The sequence below is a fragment of the Pseudomonas syringae group sp. J309-1 genome, assembly GCF_032582135.1.
GTDB lineage: Bacteria > Pseudomonadota > Gammaproteobacteria > Pseudomonadales > Pseudomonadaceae > Aquipseudomonas > Aquipseudomonas quasicaspiana.
This window is the reverse complement of sequence record NZ_JAWHNU010000064.1, coordinates 1-13,097: the sequence shown is the minus strand read 5'-3', so window position 1 is coordinate 13,097 and position 13,097 is coordinate 1. Positions and strand designations below refer to the sequence as shown.

Here is a 13,097-nt window from a genome sequence, read left to right as displayed (position 1 = left end):
GCGACCTCTGCGGATCGCATTTCAAATGCCCCCCGAACGCAGGGACGGCAAAAGTACGGACGGGGGGTAACTGAATTATTCTCCCGGCCAACGGCCATCGCAATTCATAATGTACCAGACAGTTAGTTTAATGTTCGATAATCGCCCAAAAGCAGATTTGTCTGATTGACGCTTTTGTCGGCCGTGCTCAACATCAGCAGCACATTGTCGAACAAGGCCAACCGCCTGAAGTTGATAACACCCTTGCAAGCACACCATAACAATTTCAAAAACAGGGTCACGCACATGCCTTCATATATTGATTCCCCCCGCTTCCGTCCCGGTCCTGTTGGCTACTCAGCCCTGGCTCGCAAGCCGATAAATACCTCTCTATCGCCCGCATTGATAAAAACGCGTATCGGATCGGCTTCAGCCTGATTAAAATCCAGCGCCCACGAAATTAGCTCCTGCGGCGTAACCGTCGTTGTAGAGCACTGCGGCCCTCTTCGGCCACGATTCGAGACGCTTTCACAGATTGGCTTTTATAGCCTGATTCAGGGCCACTTGCCTGAATCCTGGAACGGACGGCTTAACCATGATTCACACACACTCTGCCGCCAAGACGGCTAACGTCGCTCATCCGCATGCCAGTATGGGCGAGAAAATCCGCGGTGCCATGGCCGTCGGTAAAGTTCGCTGGGGCATGCTCGCGCTGGTATTTTTTGCGACCACCCTGAACTACATCGACCGCGCCGCCCTGGGTGTCATGCAGCCCATCCTGGCCAAGGAAATGGGCTGGACGGCGATGGATTACGCCAACATCAACTTCTGGTTCCAGGTGGGTTACGCCGCAGGCTTCCTCATGCAAGGTCGCTTCATCGACCGGGTCGGCGTGAAACGCGCCTTCTTCCTCGCCGTACTGTTGTGGAGTGTTGCCACCGGTGCCCATGGTCTGGCCACTTCGGCCACAGGCTTCATGATCTGCCGGTTCATTCTCGGCCTGACAGAAGCCGCCAACTACCCGGCGTGCGTCAAGACCACGCGGCTGTGGTTCCCCGCAGGTGAACGGGCCATTGCCACCGGCATTTTCAATGCCGGGACCAACGTCGGTGCAATGCTCACCCCTGCGCTGCTGCCGTTCATTCTGACCATCTGGGGCTGGCAAGCCGCGTTCGTCAGCATGGGCTTGCTCGGCCTGTTCTGGGTCGTGACCTGGCGCCTCAAGTACTACAACCCCGAAGACCACCCGAGCGTCAGCCAGACCGAACTGGATTACATCAATCAGAACCCTGAACCCGAGCCGGTCAAAGTGCCCTTCTCGCACATCCTGAAAATGCGCGGCACCTGGGCCTTCGCCATTGCCTACTCGCTGACAGCGCCTGTGTTCTGGTTCTACTTGTACTGGCTGCCGCCGTTTCTCAATCAGCAATACAACCTGGGTATCAGCGTGACCCAGATGGGCATCCCGTTGATCCTGATCTGGCTGACCGCTGACTTCGGCAGCATAGGCGGCGGCATTCTCTCGTCATGGCTGATCGGCCGAGGCATGCGCGCCACAACCGCCCGTTTGCTGTCGATGCTGATATTTGCGATCACCATCTGCAGCGTGATTTTTGCCGCCAACGCCAGTGGACTCTGGGTCGCAGTATTAGCGATCTCCCTCGCCGTGGGTGCGCATCAGGCCTGGACTGCCAATATCTGGAGTCTGGTGATGGACTACACGCCTAAACATCTGATGAGTACCGTGTTCGGCTTCGGCGGCATGTGCGCTGCAATCGGCGGGATGTTCATGACCCAGATCGTGGGCGCCGTTCTGACCGCGACCAACAACAATTACAGCGTGCTGTTCACCATGATCCCGGCGATGTACTTCATTGCCCTGACCTGGATGTACTTCATGGCCCCACGCAAGGTGGAAACGCTCAAGGACTGATTCACGCTGCGCATCCATCAGGCCGCTTCCTCGCAAGCGGCCTTTTTTTGACTTGCGGAAACATCCGACAAAACTTTCCCTCAGACAAAACTGACAAAAGAACTGGAAATGATCACGCAGGATCAGTGAAGCTTGGCGCCCGCTTAAACACCAGCACTCTGCAAGCGGCCCGAAGCGACACGCGCGAACGGATTCCAGGAGCAACCATGCCGGCGATACGCTGGACCAGTCTGACTTTACTCACCCTCGGCTATTGCATTGCCCTGAGCTTTGGCGACCTCAGCCTGCCAGCAGCGGTGACTTTCGGGCTGCTGGTAATGGCAGGCATCTGCGTGACGCAATTCAGCCAGCGGACGATCGTGTGCTTCGGTCACGGGTTGTTCATCGCCCTCGCCTTCGGGTTGGCGATTCACTGGCTGCCCGGCTTCTTCAGTGAGCGGGTCATCGCGGCTCAACGCCTTTCCCCCGAAGCAGCACCCTTCTCGATGTACTTCTATCTGGACAAACCACTGATCGGCTTCTGGATCGTGCTGGCCTGTCCGTGGCTGCTACCGGCGATACCTGCAAGGCGAGCATTGAAAACCGCAGTGCTGACCTTGCTTGGCACTAGCGCGGTCTGCATGACACTGGCAGTCATGCTGGGCGTCACCGGCTGGTCGCCCAAATGGCCAGCGCAAGGCGTGCTATGGCTGTTGAACAATCTGTTACTGGTCACCCTCACTGAAGAGCTGTTCTTTCGCGCCTATCTGCAAGGCGGTTTGCAACGTCTGCTGCAACGCTTGCCTTACGGGCCAACGCTGGCGCTTAGTGCGGCGTCATTATTGTTCGGCCTGGCCCATCTGGGCAGCGGATGGCAGTGGGCACTTCTCGCAGGGATCGCCGGAACAGGGTATGGCCTTGCCTATCGCTTTGGCGGACTACAGGCAGCAGTGGCGACACATTTCGGGCTCAATCTGCTGCATTTCAGCCTCTTCACATATCCGGTTTTTAACCGCTAAACCAGTCATTGGCGTCCGTGACTTGTGGGTCATTTGGCAAAAACGCTCAATAAATGAGTATTTTTGTCGATAACGTCACAAAGCCCCAGCGGATCGGACAGCTCATGCGTAATAACCAGCCCATCACTCAACGCGAACGGACATTCCCAGCACAACAGCGTTTGATTTCAACCACAGACGCCCGCGGCGTGATCACCTACTGCAACGACGCCTTCGTTGAAATCAGTGGTTTCTCTCGGGAAGAACTGCTAAACGCGCCCCACAACACCGTTCGCCACCCAGACGTACCGTCAGCGGTTTTCGAACATATGTGGAGCACGCTCAAGCAAGGCCTGCCGTGGATGGGCATCGTCAAAAACCGCAGCAAGAATGGCGATCATTACTGGGTTAACGCCTATGTCACGCCAATGTTCGAAAACCAGAAAGTCGTGGGTTTCGAATCAGTACGGGTTAAACCGACTGCTGAGCAGATCAGGCGGGCCGAAGCCCTTTACGGCCGCCTGAACAATGGAAAATCAGCCATTCCAGGTCGTGACAAATGGCTGCCGGTATTACAGGACTGGCTGCCATTCATCCTCGTCAGTCAGCTCAGCTTCCTGATCGGCGTATGGCTCAACACCACCTGGGGCTTCGCCTTGGCTGCCGGTTTGTCGGTGCCGCTGGGCCTGCTGGGCCTGTCCTGGCAGCAACGTGGCATCAAGCGACTGCTGCGCCTGGCCGAGCAGACCACTTCTGATCCGCTGATCGCGCAGATGTACACCGACAGCCGCGGCCCGCAGGCCCGTCTGGAAATGTCGATCCTCAGTCAGGAAGCACGTTTGAAAACCTGCCTGACGCGTCTGCAGGACACCGCCGAACAACTGACCGGTCAGGCGCGCCAGTCCAACAGCCTGGCCAACTCCAGCTCCAGTGGTCTGGAACGCCAGCGCGTCGAGACCGAGCAAGTTGCCACCGCTATCAATCAGATGGCCGCTACCACCCAGGAAGTCGCCAGCCACGTGCAGCGCACGGCCGATGCCACTCAGCAAGCCAACCAGCTCACAAGTCGCGGCCGCGACATCGCCGGGGAAACCCGCGAAGCCATTCAACGGCTGTCGCGGGCCGTTGGCGAAACCGGCCTGACGGTCACCCAACTGGCTCAGGACAGCAATGAAATCGGCGGCGTGGTCGATGTGATCAAAGGCATCGCCGACCAGACCAACCTGCTGGCCCTCAACGCGGCCATAGAAGCAGCACGCGCCGGGGAAATGGGTCGCGGCTTCGCCGTCGTCGCGGACGAGGTTCGCCAACTGGCGCAGCGCACCGCCGAGTCCACCGGGCAGATCCACGGTCTGATCGCCAAGCTGCAAAGCACGGCAAACGCCGCCGTGCAGACCATGAACACCGGCCATCGTCAGGCGGAAGAAGGCGTCGCCAAAGTGCTGGAAGCCGATGAAGCGCTGGTCGGCATCAGCGAAGCCGTCGCCAACATCACCGACATGACCACCCAGATCGCCGCGGCTACCGAAGAGCAAAGCTCGGTCGCCGAAGAGATCAGCCGCAACATCGCCACCATCGCGCACCTTGCCGACCAGACCTCCGGCGAAGCGCAACGCTCGGCCATCCTCAGCGGCGAACTGACTGACACCGCCAACTCTCAGTACTCACTGGTGGAACGCTTCAACCGCTGATTATTGAGCGTTATCAAAAAACCCCCGACAGACATGTTCTGCCGGGGTTTTTTATTGGCTATTGAAGCGTAAAGCGATCCCCCAGGACTACACAATTAATGAAGTAGATTGTAGGCAACTTCTGAAAGTAAATAGATAGGGTGTGTTTGGTTGATTTTTGGTGTGCGTGGCGTTGACAGGCAGAGCGGGTTCCGATTAGTTGATTTTCAGAGTTCACCTCACATAGATAACTACTGCACAAGTGGATATTTTTCAGGGGTGGGTTCTGAGTATTTTAATTAATTGATGGTTACGCTGAATTAGAGGCGTGATCTGGAGAATCAAAAATGAGCAATAGCATTAAAAAAAACGAACTTCCAACCCCATTCGTCCCCGCTGCGGATCCTATTGACGGACTGCTGAGGATAAGCACGTTAAACAACCCTATTGATGTAGAGATTCGTATTTGGGAAGGAATGCAACCCGGCTATTACATGCAGCTGATGTTGAATGGAGAATTGGTCGGCGCAATCTGGACAATGTCCGACAGCGACACTTCAGGGGATATTATCTCAATGGTCCTCGATCCCGAACACCTGCTGAATGAAGGTATTTACAGCTTGGGCCTGAGGGCCACCAACGATAAAAGTCTAGTGAGTAATGACTCTGCAACCACCGCGCTGATCGTCGATCGAACCCCGCCAGGCGCTGCTCTGCTTGCGCCTGCCATGTTCGCAAGCGTCAGCTTTGGGGACTTCCTGAATGCAAAAATCCCAAGCTACGCAGGCATGGAACCCGGCGACTTGATCCAGACGGTCTGCAACGGGATTCAAGGTCCAACCTACCGCGTTCAACCGGAAAATCTTACAACCACTCCCATCGAAATTTCCTTCACTCAGGAGTTTCTTGAAGGCCTGTTCAGTGACCGGGTAAATATTACTTACCACGTAACCGACCGTGCGGGTAACCGCTCGATTCTTGCGCAGTCAGTTGAGATCACAATGCAGCGCTAACATCGCAGCCACTCATTTGAATAGCAAAACAAAAATCCTGTACGCGTTTGCGTGCGGGATTTTTATTATAAGTATGCGGGAAAAATCCGCGCACATGCTTGCACTTCACAAAACAAAACTATTCTCCACCACACCGAATGGTATGAGCCATTTATCGGAAGCGTCTGACTTGACCTCGCAAACACGACATCTTCTAATACACCCAACACAAGCCATGGACGCAACGCGACAAGTTAAACAACACATTTAAAATCTATCTGTCATTCAGGACGAAAAGATGAACGAAGAGTTCACACCCGACGCACCCACCAATATAAAATCCACCGTCGACCAAGCCAGCGAACAGCCCTCGCCGCTTAAGCAAGAGCATGCCCCGGAACTAACACTTGTCACTATTAACCCACTGCCAGAAGGCGCGGACTCCACTGTGTCAGTACAGCACCCCGACTTGAATATATCCCGTTATCTGAAGGCGCCCAGGCTGGCGAACGTCAAGCCCAACACCGTCAGCTATGAACAGGCCAACGCCGGGGTCCACGTCAATATTCCCGGCTCGGAGAAAATGCGCCTCGGCGATACGCTTGTGTTTTATTGGGGTCAGAACAAATCCTCGACCCTGATTCGCCTACGCGACATCAGCAAGGACAGTACGGTACGAGTTCTGTGCGTCAGCTACGACCTGATCACTCAGGCCCAGTATGGTCTGGTGGACGTTTACTATGAGGTGCATCGCGACGAGTATCTGATTGGTACTTCTCCTGCGATACGTGTCACGGTCAATCGTGATCCAGCGCCTGCCAGGCAGAGAGCACAACGGAGGAATGGTCCGAGTAGCCCGGCAGTCAATGCCTGACAGTCCATAAAAGTAAAAACCCCCGACGATTGCTCGCCGGGGGTCATTCACCTCTGTGATGTTTTTTGCAGACTAACGCCCTCTTTACGCAGGGCGCAGGTAGATCAAAAGGCGAACTTCAACCCCACATTCGCGCCCCATGGCTGCTCGACCTGCTTGCCTTTCATGTAATCGAAATCGGCATGCAACTGCAGACGCTCCGACAAGGACACCGAAACCCCGGCCCCCACTTCGGCTCGAGAGCCGAACAGATCATTGTCGAAACGGGTGGAGTTGACCTTGACCTCGTTATCACGTGAGAACTCCTGAGCCGCTGCCAGTCGCAGATAGGGGCGCACCACGCCGCCATCCTTGAGGGCAATGCTGCGCCCTGCCGATGCTCCGACCTTGGCCAATACCGATTGAGTCTGGTTATTGCGTGCCTGCATACCGTTATCCAGCGCATAGCTGTCGCCTTTCACCCAAACGCTGGAAAACTGCGCATAGGGTTCGAGGAAGTAGCCATCGGCAAAGCGGATGTTTCTGCCGAACTCCAGCGATCCACCAAGACCGGTACTCTCATAATTCCCCTTGGCTTTCGCACCATCGCTCATGGCGACTCTGGATTCATTGCGAAACCGGTTGAGCTTGAGAATCGCGTCCAGGTAATAGCCGTCGTCCAGCAGCCAGGTACCGTAACCGCCCACATAGTAACTGCCGATCTTGCCGCTGGTACCTTGCCCGATTGCCAGATCGTTTTTGCTGTAACCCGCCATCAAGCCCAATGACAACTGCCCGACGCTCACTGGCAGCGGTGCATCGGCCCCTAATGTAAGGCCGCTCTGATTATTTCGATAATCAACCCCATCACCGGTGCTGGCATTGAATCGGCTGCCATACGCCCGCATCCAGCCGCCACCCTTTTCATGGCCACGCACCTCGCCTATGCGGCTACGTAACGTGTTCAACTCACTGCTCCAGATGTTCGGGGCTGCGTTGAACAGCGCCAGCACACTTTGAGTTGAAGGACTGATGCCCCGGCCCGAGCCGACGATAAACCAGTCATCGCCCTGCTGCTCCAGCTCGTAGGAATAGACGCCCAGATCCGCACGCCCGCCCAAAAGACTGAACTGCGCATCGCCCCCGTCGGTGTCCACGAGCAGCAACCGCTGCATGTCGGGGTCGACCACCTCAACACCTGTATTTTTCACGCGCAAACCGTGATTACCGCTCGCCTGGCCCTCGACCCGCAGTAAATCGCCCTGGCGTTCATCCAGATTGACCCGCATATCAAAGGTTCCGCGACCGGAGAGTTCGCCCAAGGTCAGCGTCTTGTGCGCTCCCTCGCCGAAACTCACTCGCCCGCCCCTCATCGCCAGCGAATTCACCTGATTGCTATCCGCCAGTGTCCAGCTCGCACCGGAGTTGATCGCCAACTTATCGCTGTTGATTATGTTGCCGGTCAGTTGGGCGTTGCGTTGCAGGGTAACGTTCAGGGTGCTGGTGGTGTCGGCAACGAGGTTGCCGTTGAGGGTGCTGTTATCGACACTGAAGTTGGCTGTGCTGTTATCTACAACCTCCAGCAAATTACCGTTACCGCCAATGATGGTGGAGCTATCAAGCACGTCGATATTTGCAACTACACCTAGCCCGTAGAGGCCTGCAACCTTTATGGCAGATTCATTATACGACTGCACATGCGAGTCACTGATCGACAAATAGCTAGTGACATAATCTACATCACCCTGCGTGGGCAAGGAGACGTGAATGCCGTTCGCAAGTCCTTCTATCCGGCTTCCGGCGGACACATCCACCTTAGATCCAAAAACACCAAGCCCCCACCCCGTATGAATGTCTAAAGCTTTGTGCGCTTTAATGACTGTATTTACGATTGCTAACTCCCCTCCTTTATTTACGCTGAGAGCTAACCCAATGCCCACGACGTTACTGTTGGCAATTACACCTTTTGAGCCCTCGCCCACGTACATCGCAATGCTGCCAACAGTATGATTGATTGAGCTTTCGCTAACCTCAAAAGTACTACCATGCTCAAGCCTGAGCTCGCCGTGCACATGAGTATCATTTTTCAGGGATACCTTCGAGTTTTGGGAGACCAGAGTCTTTAGTGTGGCATTATCAGCCTCCAAAAGAGAGCGATTTTTAAGGAGATAACTATCAGGCAGAATTGTCGAATCAATAAAACTGTAGCCATTGTCAATCACTTGCTGCAGCGTCTCTACATTAGCCCCCACAGAACATGAAAATGAATACACCCCCAAACTCGCACACCATAAAACGTTCGACTTCCCGATAAAACTCACGGTAATTTCCTCTCGATAAAGACTGGTAATTATCGACAAAGAATCTTCTTACACCAGTAACGGAAATCAGGAAAATTGTAGGAAACTTCCTATTGGGATATAAAAGAAATCCTACGGACGGAGAGCCTCTATCCTCATTTACTCAACCGCACATCAAACCTCAAATCCTCACCACAGCTAAGAGCCACGCAGGTAAAAAATAATTACCTACAAAATCATTGACGCCGACCCAAATTTACTATTAGTTGAAATTCAGATAGATCGAGAAGTCTATCTACAGAACACAAAAATCGCTTTCCGAGGCATACATATGATCTCTCATGGATCATGCGTCGTGACGCTTATCGACTTTTAATTATAGATGGAAATCTATCATGCATAATAGAACACGCTCCTTAACCACTCGTCGTCCAAGACAGGATGACTTACTGCCAAAACCTACCGTCCCCGTTGCAGATCCATTGGATGGGCTAATAAAAACAGATGATCTGATTCCTAATGTTTCCGTTAGCATCCCTATCTGGGACGATCCTAAGATAAACGACAGCTATCAGCTTAAACTCGGCGATGACATTCTTGGAGAACCCGAAAAACTCACTTCCATCCCACCTGCGGGAACCATGTTAACGCTGGATATTCCGACAGACACCTCGCTGAAAGAAGATGGCCTCTATGACCTAATCTACCTTGTACAGGCAAATCCTGGCGGCGGTACTCGTCCTTCTGCGGTTAGGCAGCTCATTGTGGACCGAACACCACCGGGCGCCCACCAATTGGGTTTTATGGAGTTCCCTGACGAGGCAAAAGATGGATTGACTGCTGCAGAACTCAGTGAAATGGGTGACGTGCTGACAGGCAAAATTTTCGGCTATACCGGACTTAGCAGAGGAGACATTATCAAAACCTACTGGGGTGCGGTGGCCGGTCCTGAAGTAACCCTGACAGGCGATGAAGAGGAGGACACCCCAATCGAGGTAGACTTCGAAAAAGCATTTTTGACATCCTTGGGCAACTCCGCAGGCGCTACTTTTTATACTGTGACTGATCGAGCTGGTAATGTCTCCCCAGACTCTCGCAAGGTAACCATCCCTCTATTTCTGACGGATATCACACCTGACCTTTTGCCACCGGTCATCGAAAATTATGACGGCATCATCGATTACAGTGATGCGAAGGAGAGTGTCGAAGTAAAAATTCCGTCGTCCATGGTAATCATTGAGGGCGATGAAATAGTGCTCCACTGGGGTAGCCAGGCGCTGGGACCTTATCCGGTGGCTCCGGAAGATCTCGAGGAGCCTTTTGTTCTACTTTTTTATGTGTCTTACGAGACCATCGAAAAAGCAGGCAATGGTCTTCGCGAACTTAAATATGACGTTATCCGTGACGGCCATATCGTTGGTTTCTCACAGTCTCTTGAAGTAGTTGTAAACGTAGAGCTACCCGTTCCAGGGGTATTGGACAAAGCAACGGTCAGGGGCGGGAGCAGTCTACCAAACGATGAAGATAACTTTATCGATGTCAATGACTATGAACTGGATGCGACCATCATCATTAACTGGAATGACAGGTTTCAGGCATCACAAACCATTGATATTTATTGGGGGGGACAAGAAGTTCTGCAGCAACCTTACCGCATTTCCAACACCGACGTAGCCGCTGGTCGCCCGCTATTGCTGACCGCTCAGAACGGCAAATTCAGACCCGTCGGCACCGGCAATGACATTCGTGTGTATTACACAGTCAAAAGCTCAGGAAATCCCAATACTTCTACAGCTCCTGAACAGGGGATTATTGTTCAATCCAGAGATGAGTTGCCGGGCGGCCCCGACGGGCCGGACGCTCCGCAATTCACAGCACTTAACGAAAATGGCGCTATTAACGAAGAGCTCGCAGCCAATGGCGCTCCTGTTTATATCAAGCCGTATACAAATATTGAAGCAGGACAAACCATTGTTTTCACCTATGAAGCATATGATGACCTTGTAGGCGGTGAGCAAAAATTCGTATGGACGCACACCTCGCCGAAACTTACAGAGATCGACGTTGTGAACGGCTACAACATTCTTGTTCCTCGAGAGCGACTAATCAGACACTGCTACGGTCATGCTGAAGCTTTTTTTCACGTACAAAGCGACAAAGGCCAAGGTAATTCCAAGCGAGCTAGCGTTTATGTAGATATGCGACGCGGCAACACCTGCAATTACCCTTAATCACGAATTTCGATAATTAACAACTGCGAGGCAGGGAATACTCCTGCCTCCTTCAAAGGATGGAATACATAATGAATGCGCAAAAAATTTTAAAATCACTTCCGCAGCCTACCCTTCTAAGCCATAACGCAGGAGGTGTAGGTGACGTGGACATTGCAGATCCCACAAAGGCTTTAGAAGTATTAATCGGACCCATTGAAATGCATCCAAAGGATCGTATTGATCTTTATTGGGGGGATCACAAAGATCCTGTAGACACCTATATTCATTCTCCAGACGCACCAGACACCAATGGTATTTTTTCTCTGTATGTGGACACGCGATGGATCGAACAAGGTACGGTAAGCGTGCAATATGCCTACACACCCTTTCCCTCTAATACGGCGGAAATGTCGGCACCAACATACGTCGTCGTTAAGTTATCTATCCCCGGTGGCAGAGATCCCGACCCCAGCACCCCCTATGAAAATGATGGATTGCTTAAGCCCACCATTCACCCTTCCGGGATCATTACCTCACCGGAAGGCGTGAGTGTGACCGTTGCCCCCTACGTAAACATGACACTAGGTGACAATATTATTTTGTCATGGAACGGCGAACTGGTTTCTTATCGTCTTGAGTCAGATGAGAACATCGGTCAGCCCATTGTGATACCTGTCCCCAGACGCGTCATCGAAGCAGCGGGCGACTCTGACATGCTTGAGGTACGCTATGAAATTCGCGACATAGTCAATAACTGGTCTCGGTGGTCACAACCGACCTATACAGAAGTTGAAGCAGGCAATTCTAGTCTTCCTGCACCTGTAGCGCCCCAAGCCGCGAATCTCATACTTGATCTGGATAAACTTGCAGGTGCCTCTGTTCAAGCACTTGTGGTCCCGGACCCGCAAATTATTCAAGGTGACGAAATCACGCTAGTGGTGCAGCGCAACACGGCTGAAGGCATCGAATTGGAGCCTTACGTAGCTACTAAAGTTGTGGAGAACCCGTCAAGTTTTGTTGAGTTCCTGCTGCCATTTGAACAGTTCATGCCCATCGCTCAAGGTCGTGCGCGTTTCAAATACACGGTTAAAAAAGCGGGCGGCGTAATGCTGCGCTCCAAAAGCTTATCCTTAACAGTCATTGGCGAACCGCAGCAACTACAAGCACCAAGCGTACCTGCGGCTAACGGCAACGTCCTTGATCCCGCGTCGCGAGATGTCGCAGCGTTGATCCCGCCCTATTACTTCATGGCTGACGGTAATGACGTCACACTGGTATGGGTAGGAAAAGCGGCCAGCGGTGCTAACGTAATGCACGAAGAACTCAGAACCCTAACTCGTGATGATATCGGCAGAGTATTGGAATTTCGGATACCACAGGACAAAGTCAGCGTGTTGGCCGGCGGCACAGTGCAGGTGTACTACACGATCAATACGTTCATGAAAGCCTTTTTCAAATCACCGACGCTGGACTTGAAGGTAAGCCATGACACCAGCGCGCCACTGCCTGCACCGGGCGTGGATAACGTAGATGCTGATGGTGTACTTGATCCAGCTGATTTAGTGCTTGAAGCCAAAGTTCGCATTCAGCCCTACAACGGGATGGAATCAGGCGACAAAGTCACCCTGTACTGGACCGGACGTTCGCCGGAGGGTGATTTCAGTACTTACACGACCATAAACAGCGGTACGGTAAATCGTGAGATTATTTTCAGAGTGTTGAAAAGCATCGTTCTGGCGAGCGTCAATACTCAGGTCAGCGTCTGGTACGAGGTAGAGCGTCGCCATCAAAAGTACACATCACGAAAGCTCTCATTCATCGTTAAAGAAACGGTATTGAGCCCACTGCCTGAGCCACGAATTAAAGAAGCCAAGGGAGACACCCTCTCGCCTGCTGACGTAGTCAACGGCGCGACCTTCGTAGTAGCCGCCGACGCGAGTTTGAAATCAAACGACTTCATCCTGTTTAGCCTTACAGGCCCTAAGGCAGGTGACACTAAAGAAAAGGTAGTAGCTAGTATTGATGAGGGCAAAGAATTATCAGTTGTTTTTTCAAAAGCGATAATTGAAGCAAATATTGGGAAAACTATTGAGGCAACTTATATCGTCCGCCGAGCCTCAGGCGTCGTACAGAACTCCGTGCCCCTTCGATTGAAGGTACTGGGAGCTCCCACCCGCCTC

General features: G+C 52.9%; 8 protein-coding genes. 7 read left to right on the top strand and 1 reads right to left on the bottom strand.

All coding sequences use genetic code 11. The features are described 5' to 3' along the window. Positions 1 to 574 precede the first annotated feature (574 nt). The 5 genes from RX972_RS25035 to RX972_RS25015 all read left to right on the top strand — a co-directional run bounded on the left by RX972_RS25035 (position 575) and on the right by RX972_RS25015 (position 6,425). Positions 575 to 1,912 (top strand): MFS transporter, encoded by a 1,338-nt coding sequence (locus RX972_RS25035; RefSeq protein ID WP_316879481.1) that lies wholly within the window; start codon positions 575 to 577, stop codon positions 1,910 to 1,912. A gap of 206 nt (positions 1,913 to 2,118) precedes the next feature. After that, the gene (locus RX972_RS25030; RefSeq protein ID WP_316879479.1) at positions 2,119 to 2,910 is read left to right on the top strand and encodes a CPBP family intramembrane glutamic endopeptidase; all 792 of its coding nucleotides are present in this window, start codon (positions 2,119 to 2,121) and stop codon (positions 2,908 to 2,910) included. Between the two features lie 104 nt (positions 2,911 to 3,014). Then, the gene (locus tag RX972_RS25025) at positions 3,015 to 4,580 is read left to right on the top strand and encodes a PAS domain-containing methyl-accepting chemotaxis protein (protein WP_316879477.1); all 1,566 of its coding nucleotides are present in this window, start codon (positions 3,015 to 3,017) and stop codon (positions 4,578 to 4,580) included. A gap of 326 nt (positions 4,581 to 4,906) precedes the next feature. Then, positions 4,907 to 5,572, top strand: a complete 666-nt coding sequence (locus RX972_RS25020; protein ID WP_316879475.1) for a hypothetical protein — start codon at positions 4,907 to 4,909, stop codon at positions 5,570 to 5,572. Positions 5,573 to 5,849: 277 nt separating this feature from the next. Then, entirely contained in the window at positions 5,850 to 6,425 is a 576-nt protein-coding gene (locus tag RX972_RS25015) for a hypothetical protein (RefSeq protein WP_316879473.1), read from the top strand. Positions 6,426 to 6,529: 104 nt separating this feature from the next. Here the strand turns inward: RX972_RS25015 and RX972_RS25010 are convergent, their stop codons facing one another. After that, the gene (locus RX972_RS25010; RefSeq protein WP_316879505.1) at positions 6,530 to 8,392 is read right to left on the bottom strand and encodes an autotransporter outer membrane beta-barrel domain-containing protein; all 1,863 of its coding nucleotides are present in this window, start codon (positions 8,390 to 8,392) and stop codon (positions 6,530 to 6,532) included. 707 nt (positions 8,393 to 9,099) lie between these two features. Between RX972_RS25010 and RX972_RS25005 the strand changes: the two genes are divergently transcribed. Both RX972_RS25005 and RX972_RS25000 read left to right on the top strand, forming a co-directional pair. Next, positions 9,100 to 10,935, top strand: a complete 1,836-nt coding sequence (locus RX972_RS25005; RefSeq protein ID WP_316879472.1) for a hypothetical protein — start codon at positions 9,100 to 9,102, stop codon at positions 10,933 to 10,935. 71 nt (positions 10,936 to 11,006) lie between these two features. Next, positions 11,007 to 13,097, top strand: a 2,091-nt coding sequence (locus RX972_RS25000; protein WP_316879471.1) for a hypothetical protein, incomplete at its 3' end; no start/stop codon positions are given.

Excerpts from the sequence above, each read along its gene's own strand:
- RX972_RS25035 (WP_316879481.1), top strand. The coding sequence starts at position 575 with ATGATTCACACACACTCTGCCGCCAAGACGGCTAACGTCGCTCATCCG.
- RX972_RS25030 (WP_316879479.1), top strand. The coding sequence starts at position 2,119 with ATGCCGGCGATACGCTGGACCAGTCTGACTTTACTCACCCTCGGCTAT.
- RX972_RS25025 (WP_316879477.1), top strand. The coding sequence starts at position 3,015 with ATGCGTAATAACCAGCCCATCACTCAACGCGAACGGACATTCCCAGCA.
- RX972_RS25020 (WP_316879475.1), top strand. The coding sequence starts at position 4,907 with ATGAGCAATAGCATTAAAAAAAACGAACTTCCAACCCCATTCGTCCCC.
- RX972_RS25015 (WP_316879473.1), top strand. The coding sequence starts at position 5,850 with ATGAACGAAGAGTTCACACCCGACGCACCCACCAATATAAAATCCACC.
- RX972_RS25010 (WP_316879505.1), bottom strand. The coding sequence starts at position 8,392 with ATGTACGTGGGCGAGGGCTCAAAAGGTGTAATTGCCAACAGTAACGTC.
- RX972_RS25005 (WP_316879472.1), top strand. The coding sequence starts at position 9,100 with ATGCATAATAGAACACGCTCCTTAACCACTCGTCGTCCAAGACAGGAT.